This is a genomic window from Sphingobium ummariense RL-3 (assembly GCF_000447205.1).
GTDB classification, from domain to species: domain Bacteria; phylum Pseudomonadota; class Alphaproteobacteria; order Sphingomonadales; family Sphingomonadaceae; genus Sphingobium; species Sphingobium ummariense.
Window position 1 is genome coordinate 1 of record NZ_AUWY01000129.1, and the last position, 19229, is coordinate 19229.

Here is a 19229-nt window from a genome sequence, read left to right on the forward strand (position 1 = left end):
CCCCGGCCCCTCCCGCAAGCGGGAGGGGCGCTGCTGGCTTCAGTTCACACCCTTCAGCAGGTCCGTCACGTCGTGGCGCTCGCCATTGGCGATCACGGTGCGAACCTTGAAGGTATTGGCGATGTCCTCCCGCGGATCGCCCTCCAGCAGCACGATGTCGGCCAGCTTGCCGGCTTCCAGCGTTCCCGCGTCCAGATTGAGCGCCTTCGCCGAATTGACGGTCGCCGTCTGCAGCGCCTGGAACGGCGTCAGCCCCGCGTCGACATAGGCCGCGATCTCCGCGTGGAGGTTGGTGGCGATCATCGTGTCGGTCCCGGCCACGACCAGCGTGCCGGCGTCATACATCTTCTTCAGGCTGGTGAGGCTGCCGGCCATCATCGGCCGGATCAGCGCCGCCATCGGGTCGTTCCCCGTCACCGTCTCCTGTGCCCAGCTGGGATACAGTTTAACGCGCGGGTCCTTCTCATAGCCGGGATGCTTCGCCAGATAGCCGTCCAGCGAGCCAAACAGCGTGGGGGTCAGCGTGCGGCCGCTCCGGCCGAACAGCTGGATCACATCCTCATAGGCCATGCCCATCGGCGCCTGCTTGGGTGAATAGCCGCGGCGGCTGGTCGCGCCCATATGCTCGGTCCCGTCGACGCCGGTATAGGCAGCCGGATAGATTTCATGGCCGGAGACCGGAATGCCCATGTCGTGCGCCGCTTCCACGATGCGCCGCTGGTAGATGTCGGGCATGCGGACATAGCTTTTCACGATGTCATATTTGAGCGCCCTGGCCCGCGTCAGCTCCCGCTCCAGATGCGCCGGGCTCGAAACCGCGATGCCCATCTTGTAATAGACCCGCTGCCATTCCAGCAGCGGCCCGCCGGTATAGAGGCGGGGGCTGATCCGGATGCCCGCCTCGGCCGCCTCGCGGTCCTCGACTGCATCATAGACCTGCGTGCCCGGGTCGCGCACCGTGGTAATGCCATAGGCCAGCCACGCCTTTTCCAGGTTCGACCCGAAATCCTTCTGGATATGGGAATGATATTCGATGAGCCCCGGGATCGCCGTCAGCCCGGTGCCGTCCACGAACTTGCCCGCGCTGTGCAGCGCCGGGTCGTGGGCGCGGATTTCCGTGATCCGGTTGCCGTCGATGATGATGTCCTTGTCGTGCTGCGTCACGTCGCTGACCGAATTGACCAGGTTGCTGACATGGATGACCGTGCGGCCCGTCGGCTTGGCGAGCCGGTAGGTCAGGTCGACCGGCACCTCGGAAACCACCCCGGTCTCGATGTCGATCTTCTTCAGCTTCTCGTTCGACTGGAACAGGATCGTGCCCGAATCCGCCGTCCAGGTCGGGAAGAAGGCCGTGTCGGACGTATAGCTGCGCGGCGGCCCCAGCGGCTTGCCGTCGGCCCCGACCGTCCAGATCTTCAGCAGCCCCTCGTAGATGCCCGCCATCTTGTTGCCGTCCGGGGACCAGGCAGGCCCGCTGCCGCTGCGCGTGTCGAGCGACATATTGGCTTCGGGGATTTGCCAGAAGGGCTCGCCCTTGCCGTCCGCCGGGATCACGTAGACCTGGTTGGTTCCCTCGCGGAAGCTGTTGGAGAATTTGTAGGACAGGCTGATCGCGACATATTTGCTGTCGGCCGACCAGCTCGGGCTTCCCGGCTGGCCCAGCGATCCCTGAAGGCGCGTGACCTTGCCGGTGGCGACGTCGACCACGCACACGCCCGCCACGCCCCAGCGGCCGTCGACGTCGATGAAGGCGACGCGCGTGCCGTCCGGCGACCAGGCGGCGCCCAGCGGCTGGGTGTTCATGCTGGTCAGCTGCCGGTCCTTGCCGGTCTTGAGGTCTCTGATCCACAGTTGCGGCAGGCCGCCGACCCGGTCGGAACTGAAGACGATGCTCTGCCCGTCCGGCGACCAGGCGGGATCGGCGTCGAGCGCGGCGTCTTTTGTCAGGTTCTCGGGCGTGCCGCCCTTGGAGGACATCACATACAGGTCGCCCAGCGCGACGAACGCGATACGGCCGCCGTCGGGCGAGATGCGCGGATGGGTGATGCCCAGCACCTTGCGCGGCTCGGTCGAATCCCAGTCGCGCTTGGCGCGGGTGTAACTCGGATGCGTCGCCTCCAGCGTGGCGGCGAAATCGACCGTGGCGACGCGGCTGCCGGTGCGGCGTCGAATCTTGCCGTCGGAAACATAATAATAGCCGCCCTGGCCCCAGGAGATGCGGAAGGGAAAGACATTCTCCGTCCCGCTCACCGCCTTGCCGTCGATCTCCAGCCGGCTGCCCTTGGCGTCCTGCACCACATAGGCCAGCTCGCCGCCCGGCCCGAAGGAGGGCGCGTCGATCTTGCCCTCCACCTGCTTCAGCACGCTTTCCTGCCCGCCGGCGAGGGCGGTGACATAGAGCGCCGTCTTGCTGCCCTCCGTGCCCGAATAGGCGATCCGGGCGCCGTCCGGCGACCAGCTCGGCAGCCTGTCCTCGCGCGGGTTGCTGCTGATCTGCTTCATCGCCCCGGTCGCGACATCCAGCGTCCAGATGTCGTAATTGCCGCTGCGGTCGGAGGAGAAGGCGATGGTCTTGCCGTCGGGCGAGAAGACCGGCTCGCGGTCGTCATAGGGGCCTTCGGTCAGCTTCTTCATGTCGCTGCCGTCGGGCTTGATCGTCCAGAGGTCGTAGCCGCCGTCGCGATAGGCGAAATAGGCGAGGCGCGATCCATCCGGCGCCCAGACCGGCTGGCGCGCGTCGTTGAAATAGTCGGTGATCCGCTTGGCTTTCCCGCCCTTGGCCGGAATGATCCAGAGCGTGCCCTGGAGATCGACCGCCAGCCATTTGCCGTCGGGTGACGCCGACACCGCCATGGAGGTGCCCTCATGCACGTCGAAGGCGACGGGGGTCGCCCCGCCCGGCGGAGGAAAATTGGCCGGCTGGGCGTACAGCGGCGCTGCAGTGCCGAGCAGCAGGGCAAGGCTGAGGGTCTTGAGCGAGGATGTCACGATAGGAAGCCCCCTTTTGTCATTCCGGATCGTCCGCCTCCCGGGCGGACCCTTCGCCCGCCAATGGCCGGCACGTTGCTCTTGACGAAAGGCGGCCGGAAATCCGCCGTCCTCCCGCGACATTCGTCCCGACGGCGACCATGGCGGGAATGATGGACCCGCACGCGCTGTGGAGGATATGCCGACCTTGTCCGTCGTCAGCGGCTGAGCGATATCGGAGCGGGACTGGACGCCGCCTGGCCTGGAATGGCAGGATCGTCAGCCGGGTCGATGGCGTAATGTGGGGAGTTTCGGGCATGGAAAAGAACGGAACAGGCGTGGGTATCAGACTGTGGGGCGTGGCAGCCGCCATGATGCTGGGTGCTGTCGTCCCGTCAGCCGCCGGAGCGCAGGCCGTTCCCAAGGCCTATGCCACCAATTGCCAGATGTGCCACCAGGCCGCGGGCAAGGGCGTGCCGGGGCTGTTCCCACGCCTGGGCGGCCGGGTGGAGGAGATCGGCAAGAGCCCCGAAGGCCGCAAATGGCTGCTGGCGGTTCTGCTCAACGGCCAATCGGGCAGGATCACGGTCGATGGCAAGCCGATCAGCGGCGTGATGGCGTCCTTCGCGCGGCTCCCGGACGAGGATATCGCCGGCGTCCTCACCTATCTGTCGCATGGCAAGGGCAAGGCCTTCACCGCGGCCGAGGTTGCGGCGGCGCGCGGCGGTCCGAAATGGACCCCGGCCAAGGTAGGCGAGGAACGCGCGCGGCTGATGAAGGCTGGCGTCATCAAGTGATCGCACTGGACAGCCGGGGCGGTTTCTGGCTCCTATAGGAATCGACGGAACAGGGAGGGCATATGGCGGTCGAGCTGACGGTGAACGGCAGGAAGCGGTCGGTCGATACCGATCCGGCGAAGCCGCTGCTCTGGGTTCTGCGCGAGGATCTGGACATGGTCGGCACGAAGTTCGGCTGCGGCGCCGGGCTCTGCGGCGCCTGCACCGTCCATGTCGATGGCGCCCCGGCACGCGCCTGCCAGACCGCCATAGGGGAGGTCGCCGGCAGCGCGATCACCACGATCGAAGGCGCGGCGGCCAGCCCGGCGGGCCAGCGCATCGCCGCCGCCTGGGTGGCGCAGGACGTGCCCCAGTGCGGCTATTGCCAGGCCGGCCAGATCATGAGCGCGCTCGCTTTGCTCAACCAGACCCCCAAGCCGACCGATGCGGACATCGACGCCGCCATGGCGGGCAATCTCTGCCGCTGCTCGACTTATGTCCGCATCCGCTCCGCGATCAAGGCCGCGGCGGGAGTGGTCGCATGAGCGACCAGGCCCTGCTGTCGCGCCGCCGGTTCATCAGCGCATCGCTGCTGGCGGGCGGCGGCCTGCTCTTCGACCTCAACGTCCCGCTGGCGCAGGCCGCGGACGCGCCGCCGGTGATCCTCACCGCCTTCATCCGCATCCTGCCCGACAATCGCGTGATCATCGGCGCGAAGAATGCGGAGGTCGGGCAGGGCGCCAAGACGATGCTTCCGATGCTCATCGCCGAGGAGCTGGACGTCGACTGGTCGCAGGTGACGATCGAGCAGACCCACGCCGATCAGGCGGTGTTCGGCGGCCAGACGGCAGGCGGCAGCCGCACGACCCCGCGCGAATGGGTGCCGACCCGTCGCGCGGGCGCCGCCGCGCGCGCGATGCTGGTCGCCGCCGCCGCCGCCCAATGGAAGGTGCCGGCCGAAACCCTCAAGACCGGCGCGGGCAAGGTCACCGATCCGGCTTCCGGTCGATCGATCACCTACGCGGCACTGGCGCAGGCGGCCGCCAAACTTCCGGCGCCCGATCCGGCGACCCTGACGCTCAAGGACCCGGCCGCTTTCCGCATCATCGGCCGCTCGATCGGCGGCGTCGACACGCCCGCCATCGTGGCTGGCAAGCCGCTTTACAGCATCGATTTCAAGCTGCCCGGCATGCTCTATGCCGTGCTGGAAACCTGCCCCGCCTTTGGCGGCACGCTGAAGTCCGCCAATCTGGATGAGGTGCGCGCCCAGCCGGGGGTGCGCCATGTGCTGACGCTCAAGGGCGACGGACAGGCCGAATCGCTCTATGACGGCGTCGCTATCCTCTCGGAAAGCTGGTGGTCGGCGAACAAGGCGCGCGAGGCGCTGAAGGCCGAATGGGACGACAGCGCCGTGCGTGGTTTTTCGACCGATGGCTATGATCGGCAGGCGGCCACCCGGCGCGGCGGCAAGGCCGATGCAGACATCGTCCGTACCGGCGACGTCGACGCCGCCTTCGCCGGCGCCGCCAAGGTCGTGAAGGCGGACTATAGCTATCCCTTCATCGCCCATGCGACGCTGGAGCCGCAGAACTGCACCGCGCTGTTCAAGGACGGCGCGATCGAAATCTGGGCACCCTCGCAAAATCCGGAGAACGGCCGCGCCCTGGTCGCCAAGGCCCTGAACCTGCCGCCGGAGAAGATCCGGATCAACCTGATGCGGATCGGCGGCGGCTTCGGCCGGCGGCTGATGAACGACTATATGGTGCAGGTCGCCGCCATCGCGGCGCAGGTGCCCGGTACGCCGGTCAAGCTGCTCTTCACGCGGCAGGACGACATCCGGCGCGACTTCTACCGTCCGGCCGCCTGGCACGGCTTCCGCGCCGCGATCGGCAAGGACGGCGCGCTCACAGCCTTCCACGACCATTTCATCACCTTCGGCCGCGACGGGAAGCCCGTACGTTCGGCCGAACTGTCGGCGACGGAATTGCCCGCCGGGCTGATCCCAAACATCCTCCTCGAACAGAGCCTGCTCGAAACCAACATGCCGACCGGCTGGCTTCGCGCCCCGGGCTCCAACGCGATCGCCTTCGTCACCCAGGCTTTCCTGGATGAGGTGGCCGAGGCGGCGGGGAAGGATCTGCCGACCCTGATGCTGGAACTGTTCGCCACGCCGCATGAATTGCCGCGTGGGAACAACGCGCCGCCTTTCGTCACGGCGCGGGCGAAGGGCGTGATCGAGAAGGTCTGTGCCATGGCCAACTGGCAAGGCCGCAAGGCGTTGCCCAAGGGGCAGGGCAAGGGTTTCGCCTTCTATTACAGCCATATGGGCTATTTCGCCGAAGTGGTGGAGGTCGCGCTGGCCGACGGCATGCCGCAGGTGAAGACCGTCTGGGTCGCGGGCGATGTGGGCAGCCAGATCATCAATCCCATCAACGCTCTCCACCAGGCACAGGGCTCGGTGATCGAGGGGCTTGGCCAAGCGCTCGCCGGGCAGAAGATCACCCAGGTCGCGGGCGCGGTGGAGCAGGCGAATTTCGACACCCATCCGCTCCAGCGGATTCCGGACACGCCCGCGATCCATGTCGAGTTCGTGAAGACCGACTATCCGCCGACGGGAATGGGCGAGCCTGCGCTGCCGCCGGTCATTCCCGCGCTGGTGAATGCGCTCCACGCGGCGACCGGCAAGCGGATCCGTACCCTTCCGATCGTGCCGGAAATGTTCACCGCCTGACGCTTTCTCGCGACGCCTGCGGTTGCACCGGGACAACGCTTCCCGGGCCGTTTCGGCGCGCCTGGCGCGACCCCCTTCGCGCCAGGAAAAAATCTTGAAATCCGTCCAGTTTTCCATGGCGGACTGGAGCGCGCCGTTCGTCGTGCGCAACGGGAGAGGCTGCCCACAAGGCTTCGGGATCGACATGTCGGCGAAGAAGGGGGGTCGGTGTGAAGGTAGCGGTCGCACGGTTCGGGTTGCTCGCTCTGTTTTCTGCCTCGGTCGTCTTCGCGCAGGTCGACGCGCCGCCCGGTGATGGGCCCACCAAGGAAAGCGAGGAGGGCATTCCCGTCGCCGACGCTCTGGTGAAGGAGAAATGCGGCTCCTGCCATGCCCCCGACGCCAAGGGCAATCTGTCGCGCATATCCTGGATACGCACCACGCCGGAGGGCTGGGCACAGGCGATCAAGCGGATGGTCCGGCTCAATGGCCTCGCCATCACGCCGGAAGAATCGCGCGCTGTCATTAAGTCGCTTTCCGCCTCGCATGGCCTCGCGCCGGAGGAAGCGAAGCCGGTCATGTACATCCCCGAGAAGCGGATCGTGGATGAAACCAGCATCCCCAACGATTCGGTGCGCGGCGCCTGCGCCTCCTGCCATGCCTTCGGCCAGCCGCTGTCCTGGCGCCGGTCGAAGGTGGAATGGAAGCAGCTCCAGAACATGCACATCGCCCTCTATTCGCAGGCCGACGCGCAATATCGCCGCTCGGCCGACGAGGATGCGGGCCAGCCCACCGGTCCGAATGCGCCAAAGCGGACGCGCGGCGAGATCGGCCTCGAATATATCCAGAAGACCGCGCCGCTCCACACGCCCGAATGGTCGGCCTGGAGCGCGCGTCAGCGTGCCCCGCGGCTGGCGGGCGACTGGCTGGTGACGGCCTCGGTGCCGGGGCAGGGCCGCTATGTCGGCACAATGACGGTCACGCCGGGCGCCGCCGCCGACGAGTTCGGCACCCGCGTCACGCTCCAGCCGATCGCCGGCGGGGCACCCGTGACCCGCAGCGGCACCGGCCTCGTCTATGCCGGATACAGCTGGCGCGGCACGTCGAAGGGCGGCGCGGCGCCCGCCAAGCCAGACGATCTCGGCAGCCCGGCGCGGGAGGCGATGTGGTTCGCGCCCGACCAGCAGAGCGCGCAGGGCCGCTGGTTCTGGGGCGACTACCAGGAATTCGGCTATGACGTGAAGCTGGTGCGCGCCACCGCCGCCCCGGCCGTGCTCGCCATGACCCCCGCGTCGCTGAAGGCAGGGTCGAAGGGCGTTCAGGTCACCATCTTCGGCCACAATCTGCCCGCCACGCTGACGCCTGCCGCCGTCGATCTCGGCGCCGGCGTCACGGTGACGAAGGTGGTGTCGGCCAATCCCTCCCAAGCGGTGCTGACCGTGGACGTGGCTCCCGGCGCCGCGTCCGGCCAGCGCGACATCGGCATCGCCGGCGCGGTGCTGGAACAGGCCTTCCCGGTCTTCCGCAAGGTCGACTATCTCAAGGTGACGCCGGAAACCTCCATCTCCCGGCTCGGCGGCACGCGCTTCCCGAAGGGCTATCAGCAGTTCGAGGCGATCGGGTTCGACAACGGCCCCGACGGCAAGCCCAACACCGCCGACGACGTCGCCGCCGGCCCGGTCGACGCGACCTGGTCGATGCAGGAATTCATGTCGGTCTATTATGACGACGACGTCAAATATGTCGGCGCGCTCAGCCCCACGGCCTTCTTCACGCCGGGGCTGGAAGGCCCCAACCCGGAACGCCGCTTCGGCCGCAACAATTATGGCGAGGTCTGGATCGTCGCCACCGCGAAGAACGAGAAGGACCGCTTCGGCCGGCCGCTCAGCGGACGTTCCTATCTCGTCGTCACCGTGCCCGCCTATCAGCGCTGGGACCAGCCGGAGGTATCGCAATGACCGTGATGCAGGCGCCCGCCTATCGCCGCGGCGAATATCACGGCTTCGAAGCCGCGGGCAGCGACTTCCTCTACCTTGTGAGCGCCGGCGCGATCTTCGAGATCGACGAGGATGTGCGCGCCGTGCTCGACCGGCTGGACGGCAGCGCGCTCACCCACGCCGCGCTGCTCAAGGGGCTGATCGAGGATGGCCGCACCGCCGAGGATGCCGAGGAGATCATCGTCGAGCTGCGTCGCGCCCGGCTGATCCATCTCGGCCATGGCGATGCGCTGGCGCCCGCACCCGAAGCGCCCCCGGCCGACTTCCCGCTCCAGGCGCTCGTCCTCAACGTCACCAACCAGTGCAACCTCGCCTGCACCTATTGCTACGAATTCGGCGCCGACAAGATCGCCACCCCGGCGGGCAAGCCGAAATATATGGCCCTGGACACGGCCAAGGCTTCGGTCGACCTGCTGATCGCCGAAGCCGTCGGGCGCCAGGCGGTGCACATCACCTTCTTCGGCGGCGAAACGCTGATGAACTTCCGCCTGCTGCGCGACGTGGTGGATTACGCCAATGCAGCGACGGCCGCGGCCGGCAAGGCGATCACCTATAGCCTCACCACCAACGCGACCCTGCTGACGCCGGAGATCGTGACCTTCCTCTCCGACAACCGCATCGGCGTGACGGTCAGCATGGACGGGCCGCCCGACATGCAGGACCGGCATCGCGTCTTCAAGAACGGCAAGGGCAGCTATGCCGTCATCGAGCCGCGGCTTCGCACCCTGATCGCCCATCACCGCACCCGCGCCATCACCGCCCGCGTCACCCTGACGGAGGGCAATAGCGACGTCATCCGCATCTTCCGGCATCTGAAGGACGATCTCGGCTTCCATGAGGTCGGCTTCGCGCCGGTGACGACCGGGGAGACCCGCGCCTATTCGATCGACGCGGACGGCATGGACGGCGTGCTCGCCCAGTTCAACCAGCTGGCGGAGGAATGGCTGGAATATGCCCTGCGCGGCGAAGTCCATGGCTTCACCAATGTCAGCGAAACGATCAGCGAGCTGATTGCGGGCGTCAACAAGTCGCATCCCTGCGGCGCGGGGCTCGGCCTCATGGGCGTCAGCCCGTCGGGCGACCTGTCGCCCTGCCACCGCTTCACCGACGCCGACACCCACGTCATGGGCCATGTGTCGAGCGGCATAGACCGGGAAAAGCAGGGCGCGTTCCTCGGCAAGGGGCATGTCGGCGCGAAATATGAATGCCAGAGCTGCTGGGCGCGCCCGCTCTGCGCCGGGGGCTGCCATCATGAAGCCTTCGTCCGCTACGGCGACACCGGCCACGCCAACCTCCATTATTGCGACTGGATCCGCCAGTGGACCGACACCTGCCTTCGCATCTACGGGGTGCTGGCGGTGCGCAATCCGGCCTTCCTGGAACGCTTTGCCGAACGAAAGGGGCTGTCATGAAGCATCTTCGTCCCATCAACAAAAAGGCGAAGCGGATCGAAGAGGCCGTGACGCAGATGGAGGAGGCGGCCGCCGCACCCGCCTCCGACCTGGAGGAGGATGTGGTCGCGCTGCAGCAGCAGCCGCGCCCGCATGTGCCGATGGGCTGCTCGCTGTCCTTCTCCCCGGGGTGGGAGGTTGATGCCGGCGGCGGCACGGCGGGCCTGTGCCAGCCGGTCGAGCGCGACATCTACGACTGCTACGTCACCTGCTTCTGGCCGGTGCAGGTGCCCGATCATGTGAACTATTCACCCGACTGGGCCAGCAACTGCGCCACCGCCACGAAGGACTGGCGCAACCTCGACCTGGTGTTCCCGTGAGGCGCGCCGTGCATCGGCTCCGCGCCGCGCTCGCCGCCGTCTGCGCGCTCGCTGCCCTTCCGGCACCGGCCGCGACGCTGTTCATGGGGTCCTACCCCGACAGCCTGCTGGTCTTCGACGAGGGGAAGGGCGCGGTCACCGAGCAGATCAAGCTCGCCACCGGCCTGCCCACCAGCATGCAGCTGTCGGACGACGGCAAGCGCATCTACGTCACTACCATCACCACCAGCGGGATCGAGGTGCTGGACACCGCCACGCATAAGATCGTCAACAAGTTCAGCCTCAACGACGCCACGACCCGCTATCGTTTCTGGGGCGGCGCGCCGGACCCGACCGGCCGCTTTTTCTACACCGTCGTCACGAAGATCGACAAGAAGATCGACCGCTACGAAATCAGCAAGCCGCTCTATTCCGTGATCGACCTGAAGCTCCGGAAAATCGTCCGGACCGCGGAGATCGACAAGGAGGACGAAAAGGCAGGCGGAGGCTATCGCGCGGGCTACAAGGTCTCGGGCGACGGCAAGTTCCTCTACGTTTTCGGCGACAAGGTGATCATCGTCGACACCGCCACGCTGAAGGCCGTCGACCGCATCGACCTTTCCAGGCCGGAGGGAACGGGGCTCGAAAATGTCGGCTTCGGCGGCACGCTCGATGCGGTGCGGACGCCTGGCCAATATGTGTCGCTGTTCAACGCGTCGGATCCCTACATCCACAGCAAGACGTTCGGCGTCGCCCGCTTCGACCTCAACAGCCGCCGCTTCGATTTCACGCCGATCGGCCCGGCGCCCGCCGCCATGGCGGGGCTTCAGGTCACGCCCGACGGAAAGGAAGCCTATACCGTCGTCACCAACGGCACGCTGGGCAACAAGCGTTGCGAATTCTGGCGCTTTGACCTCACGACCAATGCCGTGCTGGACAAGGCGGAATTTCCCTGCCGCTCGCGCTTCCGCCTCGGCATGTCGCTGGATGGGCGCAAGCTCTACATCTACGGCGCCAGCTACGACATCGAAGTATATGACGCCCGGACCCTCAAACATGAAACCACATGGGATCTGGGCAATGACAGCACCGGCGCGGGCATGGTCGCGGTGCAGTGAGGTGCGCTGGCGGTCCTGACCTCTCTCCGGCGGCCAGCGTCGCCATACGGGGAAGCGGAGTCGCCGCCAGCGCCTGTGCGCATCTGCTGACCAGGGCGGGGCTTCGGGTCGCAAGCGAAGGCGCTCTCCGTCCGCCGGTCCCCAGCATCATGTTGAGCGAGGCCGCGCTCGCCCTGTTGCGGGACATCTTCGGTCGTCCCGACCTGTTCGCCGACCGACCTCGCGTCCGTCGGCGGCTGGTGGCCTGGGGTGGCCGTCCGGTCGTGGTCCCGCATGATGCCGTGCTGCTGACGGAGGACGATCTCCAGTCCGCGTTGGCGCCGCTTGCCATGGCAATGGCGGGGGAGGCCGACTTCACGATCTTCGCCGCACCGCCTCTTCCCGAGGGGAGCCTTCGCCTCTTCGGCGATCGCGGAGCCGTGGCGGCGCGGGTTACGGTGCGCAGTCCCGCCTGCGCGCAGGAGTGCCGGGTGGAGGCCGTGCCTGCCGGCTGGCTGTTCCTCGTCCCGGCCGGTGAGGGAGAGGGCTGGCTGATGGGCATCGGCGCGCCGCTCGACGCTCTGCTGGCCGACAGCGCCCTGATCGCGCCGGTCATCGACATGACCGCATCGGCATCTCAGCCCTTCATCACGGCGCCGCGCATCCACGCCCCGCTCTGCGGCGAAGGCTGGCTCGCCTGCGGGACGGCGGCGATCGGCTTCGATCCGATCTGCGGTGACGGTACCGCCCAGTCCGTGCGCGAGGCCATCCTCGCCTCCGCGGTCCTGTCGGCGATCGCCGAAGGCGCCGACGCCGCACCGCTGCTCACCCACTATCGTTCCATGCTGATTGCTGCGATGCGCCGCCATCTCCAGCTCTGCGCGCATTTCTACGGCAGCGGCGGGCAGGGCGACTGGTGGCGTGCCCAGCATGCGGCCCTGGTGGAAGGGCATGGCTGGTGCACTGCCCAACTGGCGAAGCTGCCGGAGCCGCAATTCCTGCTCGACGGCTTCCGCCTCGTGCCCAGGCAGGCGGCGGCATGACCGATCCCCAGTCCCCACCCGTCGCCGACTGGGGCACCTATCGCCGCCTCGCGCCTTTCCTGCGGCCCTATCGCGGCGCGCTCCTGCTCGTGCTGCTCATCAGCCTGCTGTCGACCGCGCTCGGCCTGGCGCAGCCCTATCTTTCCAAGCTGATGATCGACGAGGCGCTGCTTCGCCGCGACATGGGCGCACTGGTGCGGATCGCCGCGATCATGATCGGCGTGACGGTCGCGGGCTTTGGCGTCAACATTCTCGCCAGCTACCGCTATGTCGCCGTGTCGGCCGCGATGCTCTACGACATCCGCGCGGCGCTGCTCCGCCACCTCCAGTCGCTCTCGCCCCGCTTCTATGGCAGCTTCCGCCTGGGCGATCTCGTCTCCCGCATGAACAGCGACGTCAGCGACGTGCAGCGCATCGCCTCCGACACGCTGCTTTCGGTGGTCAGCAACCTGCTGTTCTTCGTCGGCTGCGTCGCGATGATGCTGTGGCTGGACTGGCGGATGTTCCTGGTCAGCGTCGTCCTCGTCCCTGCCAGCCTCGCGACCTTTGCGCATTATCAGCGCCGGCTGACCGCGTTGACCCGCGAAATGCGGGAACGGAGCGCCGACCTCGGCAGCCTGCTGGTCGACACGGTCATGGGGATGCGCGTCGTCGCCTCTCTCCGCGCCGGCGAGCATGAGGTGCGCCGGTTCAAGGCGCGGAACGACGCCTTCGTCGGCGCGATGCTCCGCATGCAGCTGGCCTCCTTCATGACCGGCGCGCTACCCGGCACGCTGATGACGGCGGCGACGTCCGCGGTGATCCTCTATGGCGGCTGGCGGATCATAGAGGGCGGGATGAGCATCGGCACGCTGGTCGCCTTCATGACCTATCACATGCGGCTGCTCTCGCCGATCCAGACGCTGATGGGGCTGACCTCGGGCCTCGCCTCCGCCCGCGTCTCGCTCGGCCGCATCTTCGAACTGTTCGACACGCGACCGGAAGTGGAGGAACGCCTGGGCGCCCTGCCGCTCGCCCGCGCGGACGCCCCGATCCGCTTCGAAAAGGTCTCGATGCGCTACGACCGGGAAGCCGTGCTGCGGGAAATCGACCTGGAGATCGCGTCCGGCAGCCTCTGCGCCATCCTCGGCCCCAGCGGCGCCGGCAAGTCGACCCTGGCTGACCTGATGGTCCGCTATCTCGATCCCGATGCCGGCCGCATCCTGATCGGCGGCGTCGACATCCGCGACTGCCGCCTGGACGACCTGCGGCGCGAAGTGATCCTGGTCGACCAGGCGCCCTTCCTGTTCAACGACAGCATCGCCGCCAATATCGCCTTCGCCATGGAGGATGTGTCCCCCGCCGCGATCGAGGCCGCCGCCCATGCGGCCGGGCTGGACGGCTTTATCGCGCGCCTGCCCCACGGTCTCGCCACCCGCACCGGCGAGCGCGGCCTCGCCCTCTCGGCCGGGGAGCGCCAGCGCGTCGTGCTGGCCCGCGCCCTGCTCCGCAGCCCCTCGGTCCTCATCCTCGACGAGCCCACATCGGCCCTCGATGGCGATACCGAGCAACTGGTCGCCGGGCGCCTGCGCGCCGCACTGCCCCACGCGACCATCATCGTCATCACCCACAAGCCCGCGCTCGCCCGTCTCGCAGACAGCGTTGTCACGCTGGAGGAAGGCCGCGCGCGCATGACCCGGCAGGCCGCCCGTGCCGCATAGCGTCCGCGTCGCCGTCATCGACAGCGGCGTCCATCCCGACCATCCCCATATCGACCAGGACCGCCTGCTCCCCGGCGTCACCATCGCCGCCGACGGAACGGTGGCGGAAGGGGACACGCGTGACAGACTGGGCCACGGGACGGCCGTGACCGCCGCGATCCAGGACCAGGCGCCCCGCGCGCTCTGCATCCCGATCCGCGTCTTCCGGGATTCGCTGCGGACGAGCGCCCGGGCATTAGTGACGGCCATCGACTGGGCGATCGAGGCGCAGGTCAATCTGGTCAACCTCAGCCTCGGCACCACCAATGCAGCCCACGCCCCTGCCTTCGAAGCCGCGGTCGAAAGGGGGAAGGCTGCGGGCGTCCTGTTGGTCGCGGCGCGGGAAGCGGACGGCACGGCCTGCTATCCGGGCAGTCTTTCCGGCGTGCTCGGCGTCTCGCTCGACTGGGACTGCCCCCGCGACGGCTGGCGGGTGGAGCAGGGCGTCTTCCACGCCTCCGGCCATCCCCGCCCGATCCCCGGCGTGCCGCAGCACCGCAACCTCCACGGCGTCAGCTTCGCCGTCGCCAATATGACCGGCATCGCGGCCCGGTTGCGATCGGATCAACTGTCCGGGTCGCTCTTCGCCTTGCTGCAATCCGCTGAGGCGCTTGATCGCCGCGCCGTCGTCGCCGCTGCAGTGCAGCCGATCGGATGGCGTGGCGGATTGTCTCCTTGACGTCGTTTGTGTCTGAACGGGTGCGATTGTCTTTCCATCTGCAATTTCAAGGAAGATTGGAGGATCATGATGCGGAAAAGCTGGTCTCTGGGGGAGGGGGCTGCTAGGTATGGCACCCCCCCAAGCCGAGCCGTACATGATCGCAGCACCATCCCGTCCCGGCATTTATGCCCGCGGCTCCGAAACCGTCGACACCATCCTGAAGGCGGCCATGGCCGTGTTGATCGATGAAGGCGCCGACGCGTTCACCATCCGTCGCATCGCGGCCCGCTGCGACATGAAGGTCGGCAACGTCAGCTATCATTTCCCGCGCAAGGAAATGCTGATCCAGGTGCTGCTGGACGAGCTTGTCGAGTCCTATGACAAGCTGATCGAGGAGGTGGTGCGCAAGCCGGGCCTCAATGCCGAGGAGAGGCTGCGGCTCCTCATCATTCTCTGCCTCGACGACATCGGCACGAAGCGCACGACCCGTCTTTTCACGGAGCTATGGGCCCTCGCCAATCATAATGACTTCGTCGCGGACCGGGTGCGCACTTTCTACCGGAAGGTTCATGATGCGATCGGTGGCTATGTGGCGCAACTCAATTCGGCGCTGACGCCCGATGACGTGCACACCGTCGCCCTGTTCATCAGCGCTTCGATGGAAGGATCGACGCCCTTCCTGGGCTTCGACAAACCCTGGGCGAACAAGATGCCGGCCTTCACCGCGTTGGCCGCCAAGTCGCTGGTGGAACTCGCGAAGACAGTGACATCCCGCGATATTGCTGGTCTGGTGCTGGAACCGGTCTAAAAATTTCTTCGCAGGCGCAGCAAGTCCGCTTGACCGATCCTGGACGTATGTCCAACCTTCCTCAAGTGCTTGGGGCCGAGCGAAGATGAGTCGTTCCCCGGATGCACGAAGGGGGACTACGCGTCATGACGAGAACCGCCGTCAGAAGGATTGCCGCGGCCGGGGTGGGCTGTGCGCTGCTGGTCACCGGCACCACCCTTTGGGCACAATCCGCGCCAGAACCGGAAACCTCGGACGTGGTCAAGATGGAGCCACCAAAACCGGACTGGTTCTTCGTCGATGGCGGTTGGAACATGCCGGGGACCAGCATCTTCGACGGCGGCACAGGCAAGATGAAGGGCATGGTGGAAACCCGTCGCCTGGCCGATTTCGCGATGGATCCCTCGGGAAAATATTACTATGTGTCCGAAACCATATGGTCGAAGGGTGACCGCGGCACGCGCCAGGACATGGTGTCGATCTATGACACTGTTGACCTGAAGTTGCAGGCGGAGATCGCCATCCCGGGCCGCATCCTCATCGGGTCGCGCAAGAACAATTTCATCGTCAGCGGCGACGGAAAGTTCGCCTATATCTATAACTTCAATCCTACGTCGCTGGTGAATGTCGTTGACCTCTCCCGCCGCAAGTTCGTGGCGGAGATCGAACTGCCCGGCTGCGCCAGCCTTATGCCCAATCCTGGCGTCGGCTTTTCCGCGCTCTGCTCGGACGGCACGATCGCCACCGTAGCGGTCAACGGCACAAAGTCGGCGATCACCCATGGCGACCCGTTCTTTTCCGCGACCGACGATCCCATCTTCGACAACTTCACCTATGACAAGGCGAAGAACCAGACGATTTTCCTGAGCTATACCGGGCTCATCTATACCGCGACAATGGGGCCGAGCCCGACTGTCTCGAAGCCTTTCTCGATCCAGGCGGCGGCCGGCATCCGACCCGGGGAAACCAAGCCGCTTGAACTCAACTGGTATCCGGGCGGGCGCCAGCCCATGGCTTTGCACCGGCCGTCTGGTCATTTGTTCGTCCTGATGCACATGGGCGAATATTGGTCGCACAAGGCATCGGGTTCGGAAGTCTGGGAAATCGACCTTGGCGCGCAGAAGGTGGTGAAGCGCCATGTGCTGGAAGAACCGATGAACAACATCGAGGTGTCCCAGTCCGCCAAGCCTTTGCTCTTCCTCAATGGGGAGGAAGGAACTGCGGTGGTGATCGACACCGCGAACTGGGAGCAGAAGCACAAGATCGAACAGGCGGGTGCGGGCACGATCACGGTAGCGGGTGCTTCCTGACGATGGCGCCCGTTCTGGCCCTGCTGTCGCTGGCTGTTTCGGTCTGCACCGGGCTGATCTTCCTGGCGGCAGGTGTCGCGAAGCTGCGTCATCGTTCGCTGCTGCCGGGCGTCGTCGCGAACTACCGCCTGCTTCCCGGTCTGCTGGTTGCCCCGGTGGCAGCGCTTCTGCCCGTGGCGGAGTTGGCTACGGGCGCCGCCTTGCTGGCGGGCATGGCTCCCGCTTTGATGGTGGCGATCCTGCTGCTGCTGCTTTTCGCGTGGGCTATGGCCGTGAACATCATGCGCGGGCGGCGGCATATTGATTGTGGTTGCGGGCGGCCTCAGCTTCGCCAGCCGCTCAGTTGGGGACTGGTGGCGCGCAATCTGCTGCTTGCTACACTGCTCGCCCCCGGCCTTCTGCCTCTTCCGGCGCCCGGCCTGGCCGAGGCGGTCGCAGCCATCGCGGGGGGAATCGGCCTTTTCCTTGTCTGGCTGCTTGTTCATGCCATCAGCGCCATGCAGGGCGCCGGCCTATCGAAAGTGACTGCCCTATGATGACGGCCCTGATCGTCTCGCAGATTCTGTCCTGGATCGTGACCTTCACGCTGGGCGTGGCCGTGCTGGCTCTGGCCCGTCAACTGGGCGTGCTGCACATGCGGGTGGCGCCGGCAGGGGCGCTGACCACTGCCGGCGGTCCCGCCGTGGGCGACCGCCCCGCTGCCATCACCACGCGAACCGTGGAGGGTGCCTCCGTCACCATCGGCGGTCCCGCTCCAAACATTCCGTTGCGGCTGCTGCTCTTCGTGTCGGCGCAGTGCCCGCTCTGTAAGAATCTCATCCCGGCTGCCAAGTCCTTCGCCCGTGACGAACGTACCGCGCTCACCTTCGTCGGTGACGACGATGTAGCCGCCCAGCGCGCTTTGATCGCGCAGCAGGGGCTTGAAGACCATGCCTTCGTCAACGGTCCGGAGGTCGGCCAGGCCTATGCCGTTAGCAAGCTGCCCTATGCGGTGCTGCTCGATGCCGACGGCACCATATTGTCGAAGGGGCTGGTCAACAGCCGCGAGCATCTGGAAAGTCTGGTCGTGGCGCATGAAATGGGCGTCAAATCAGTGCAGGACTATATCGCCGGGCTCAAGGTACGGGCGGCCTGATCGGGCGAGAGAAGGGGGGCATCATGAGGAAATTCGACGCCGACGCCATGGGAGAAAGGCTGCTGCGCCGCTTTGCGGGCGGTACGTCGCGCCGGGGCATACTGGCGCGGATCGGCACGGCGCTGGTCGCCGCGCCCGCTTTCCCGCTGCTGCCGGTCAGCCGTGCGGATGCCGCCAAGCCCGATCGCTCGCCTGAGGCCAAGACCGCCTTTGCTCGCAGCGCGCAGTCGAAGGACGACACCAAATGTGACTATTGGCGCTATTGCGCGATCGATGGCGCGCTGTGCACATGCTGCGGCGGAGGCATCCATAGCTGCCCGGCCGGTGCGGAGCCTTCGCCCGTCTCCTGGGTCGGCACCTGCATCAATCCCGACGACGGCAAGGCCTATCTGATTGCCTATCGCGACTGTTGCGGCAAGCCGGCCTGCGGCCAGTGCAATTGCGACAATACCGATCGCGAGACCCAGCTTTACATGCCCCAGCTGAACAATGACGTGATCTGGTGCTTCGGCACCAGCAGCATGGAATATCATTGCTCGACCGCCGTGCTGGTGGGTGCGGCGAGCTGATCGGCGGGGGCCTCGGTCATGAGGCGGTCGGTGCTCGTTGGACTCTTCGCGTTGGGCGTCGCTGGTGTCTGGCAAGCGCACAGTGGAGAGATGGGACAGGCCGTCCGCGCTCTGCCCGCCGCCATCACTGATCCGCAGCTGGCCCGATCGGATTATGTCGAGAATTGCGGCGGTTGCCACGGCGTTGATGGCAGCGCGGCCCCCGCTCAGCTTCCGGAATTGCGAGACAGGGTCGGCTGGTTCATGTGCACGCGGGAGGCGCGCGCCTATCTGATCCGGCTCCCCAATGTCGCGCATAGCCGCATCAAGGATAACCAGCAGCTCGCGGATCTCATGAACTATGTGGTCTTCGGCCTGGGAGGAGACAGCGCGCCGGCAGAGGCCGATCCCTTCACCGCCGATGAGATCGCGAGGGAGCGTCAGCACGCCCTTTCTTCCATCTCACTCAAGGCAGAGCGGGCGCGCCATGTCGAAAGCGCGATCCGCCAATGTGGTGCCCCCGCCTCGCTGCGCCTGCTTTATCCGGGACAGAAGGGATAAAGGAAGGGCAGGGTGATGGGCCATCACCCTGCCTTTGCTCAGGCGCCGACAGGCTTGCTGCTCTCTCCGGCACCATGAAGGCGGCGATAGAGAGAACGAAATCTCGATACCTTGCTACCCTCTTCAAAATGGCTGCCGCCGGATCGAT

Annotated in this window: 17 protein-coding genes; 16 read left to right on the plus strand and 1 reads right to left on the minus strand. The window is 66.5% G+C overall.

Going from position 1 to position 19229, the window contains the following annotated elements; all coding sequences use genetic code 11:
• Window positions 1-39: 39 nt before the first annotated feature.
• A complete protein-coding gene (locus tag M529_RS45760) occupies window positions 40-2988 on the minus strand; it encodes an LpqB family beta-propeller domain-containing protein (protein ID WP_021319951.1) in 2949 nt (982 codons plus the stop codon).
• Window positions 2989-3305: 317 nt separating this feature from the next.
• On the opposite strand from M529_RS45760, the gene M529_RS45765 reads away from it, so the two are divergent.
• From M529_RS45765 to M529_RS45840, 16 genes are all read left to right on the plus strand, one after another.
• Window positions 3306-3764 carry a c-type cytochrome gene (locus M529_RS45765; RefSeq protein ID WP_161626383.1) on the plus strand — a complete coding sequence of 153 codons (459 nt, stop codon included), beginning with the start codon at window positions 3306-3308 and terminating at the stop codon, window positions 3762-3764.
• A 62-nt stretch (window positions 3765-3826) separates the two neighbouring features.
• A complete protein-coding gene (locus M529_RS45770; protein ID WP_021319953.1) occupies window positions 3827-4288 on the plus strand; it encodes a (2Fe-2S)-binding protein in 462 nt (153 codons plus the stop codon).
• Entirely contained in the window at window positions 4285-6474 is a 2190-nt protein-coding gene (locus tag M529_RS45775; RefSeq protein WP_021319954.1) for a xanthine dehydrogenase family protein molybdopterin-binding subunit, read from the plus strand. Before M529_RS45770 ends, M529_RS45775 begins: the two co-directional genes overlap by 4 nt.
• A 209-nt stretch (window positions 6475-6683) precedes the next feature.
• On the plus strand, window positions 6684-8411 hold the full coding sequence (gene peaA / locus M529_RS45780; protein WP_021319955.1) for a quinohemoprotein amine dehydrogenase subunit alpha: 1728 nt from the start codon (window positions 6684-6686) through the stop codon (window positions 8409-8411).
• Window positions 8408-9862, plus strand: a complete 1455-nt coding sequence (gene peaB, locus M529_RS45785) for a quinohemoprotein amine dehydrogenase maturation protein (protein ID WP_021319956.1) — start codon at window positions 8408-8410, stop codon at window positions 9860-9862. The genes peaA and peaB overlap by 4 nt, the downstream gene beginning before the upstream one ends.
• Complete coding sequence (qhpC, locus tag M529_RS45790; RefSeq protein ID WP_021319957.1) at window positions 9859-10221, plus strand: quinohemoprotein amine dehydrogenase subunit gamma; 363 nt, start codon at window positions 9859-9861, stop codon at window positions 10219-10221. The genes peaB and qhpC overlap by 4 nt, the downstream gene beginning before the upstream one ends.
• Window positions 10222-10229: 8 nt before the next feature.
• Window positions 10230-11318: a YncE family protein gene (locus M529_RS45795; RefSeq protein WP_031295681.1), complete on the plus strand. Its 1089-nt coding sequence runs from the start codon at window positions 10230-10232 to the stop codon at window positions 11316-11318.
• A gap of 149 nt (window positions 11319-11467) precedes the next feature.
• Entirely contained in the window at window positions 11468-12340 is an 873-nt protein-coding gene (locus M529_RS45800) for a hypothetical protein (protein WP_021319959.1), read from the plus strand.
• On the plus strand, window positions 12337-14040 hold the full coding sequence (locus M529_RS45805) for an ABC transporter ATP-binding protein (RefSeq protein ID WP_021319960.1): 1704 nt from the start codon (window positions 12337-12339) through the stop codon (window positions 14038-14040). Before M529_RS45800 ends, M529_RS45805 begins: the two co-directional genes overlap by 4 nt.
• On the plus strand, window positions 14030-14758 hold the full coding sequence (qhpE, locus tag M529_RS45810; RefSeq protein ID WP_021319961.1) for a subtilisin-like serine protease QhpE: 729 nt from the start codon (window positions 14030-14032) through the stop codon (window positions 14756-14758). The genes M529_RS45805 and qhpE overlap by 11 nt, the downstream gene beginning before the upstream one ends.
• A gap of 136 nt (window positions 14759-14894) precedes the next feature.
• Entirely contained in the window at window positions 14895-15548 is a 654-nt protein-coding gene (locus M529_RS45815) for a TetR/AcrR family transcriptional regulator (protein ID WP_021319962.1), read from the plus strand.
• A 125-nt stretch (window positions 15549-15673) separates the two neighbouring features.
• Entirely contained in the window at window positions 15674-16837 is a 1164-nt protein-coding gene (locus tag M529_RS45820) for an amine dehydrogenase large subunit (RefSeq protein ID WP_031295686.1), read from the plus strand.
• A gap of 2 nt (window positions 16838-16839) precedes the next feature.
• Entirely contained in the window at window positions 16840-17373 is a 534-nt protein-coding gene (locus tag M529_RS45825; RefSeq protein WP_021319964.1) for a MauE/DoxX family redox-associated membrane protein, read from the plus strand.
• Window positions 17370-17972 (plus strand): thioredoxin domain-containing protein, encoded by a 603-nt coding sequence (locus M529_RS45830; protein ID WP_021319965.1) that lies wholly within the window; start codon window positions 17370-17372, stop codon window positions 17970-17972. Before M529_RS45825 ends, M529_RS45830 begins: the two co-directional genes overlap by 4 nt.
• Window positions 17973-17995: 23 nt before the next feature.
• On the plus strand, window positions 17996-18541 hold the full coding sequence (locus M529_RS45835) for a methylamine dehydrogenase light chain (RefSeq protein ID WP_021319966.1): 546 nt from the start codon (window positions 17996-17998) through the stop codon (window positions 18539-18541).
• A 30-nt stretch (window positions 18542-18571) separates the two neighbouring features.
• Window positions 18572-19081 carry a cytochrome c family protein gene (locus M529_RS45840; protein WP_236617748.1) on the plus strand — a complete coding sequence of 170 codons (510 nt, stop codon included), beginning with the start codon at window positions 18572-18574 and terminating at the stop codon, window positions 19079-19081.
• Window positions 19082-19229: the final 148 nt, after the last annotated feature.

What these genes read in the sequence shown, in the direction of transcription:
- M529_RS45770 (WP_021319953.1), top strand. Translation starts at nt 3,827, where the DNA reads ATGGCGGTCGAGCTGACGGTGAACGGCAGGAAGCGGTCGGTCGATACC.
- M529_RS45775 (WP_021319954.1), top strand. Translation starts at nt 4,285, where the DNA reads ATGAGCGACCAGGCCCTGCTGTCGCGCCGCCGGTTCATCAGCGCATCG.
- peaB (WP_021319956.1), top strand. Translation starts at nt 8,408, where the DNA reads ATGACCGTGATGCAGGCGCCCGCCTATCGCCGCGGCGAATATCACGGC.
- qhpC (WP_021319957.1), top strand. Translation starts at nt 9,859, where the DNA reads ATGAAGCATCTTCGTCCCATCAACAAAAAGGCGAAGCGGATCGAAGAG.
- M529_RS45800 (WP_021319959.1), top strand. Translation starts at nt 11,468, where the DNA reads ATGTTGAGCGAGGCCGCGCTCGCCCTGTTGCGGGACATCTTCGGTCGT.
- M529_RS45805 (WP_021319960.1), top strand. Translation starts at nt 12,337, where the DNA reads ATGACCGATCCCCAGTCCCCACCCGTCGCCGACTGGGGCACCTATCGC.
- M529_RS45815 (WP_021319962.1), top strand. Translation starts at nt 14,895, where the DNA reads ATGATCGCAGCACCATCCCGTCCCGGCATTTATGCCCGCGGCTCCGAA.
- M529_RS45820 (WP_031295686.1), top strand. Translation starts at nt 15,674, where the DNA reads ATGACGAGAACCGCCGTCAGAAGGATTGCCGCGGCCGGGGTGGGCTGT.
- M529_RS45825 (WP_021319964.1), top strand. Translation starts at nt 16,840, where the DNA reads ATGGCGCCCGTTCTGGCCCTGCTGTCGCTGGCTGTTTCGGTCTGCACC.
- M529_RS45830 (WP_021319965.1), top strand. Translation starts at nt 17,370, where the DNA reads ATGATGACGGCCCTGATCGTCTCGCAGATTCTGTCCTGGATCGTGACC.
- M529_RS45835 (WP_021319966.1), top strand. Translation starts at nt 17,996, where the DNA reads ATGAGGAAATTCGACGCCGACGCCATGGGAGAAAGGCTGCTGCGCCGC.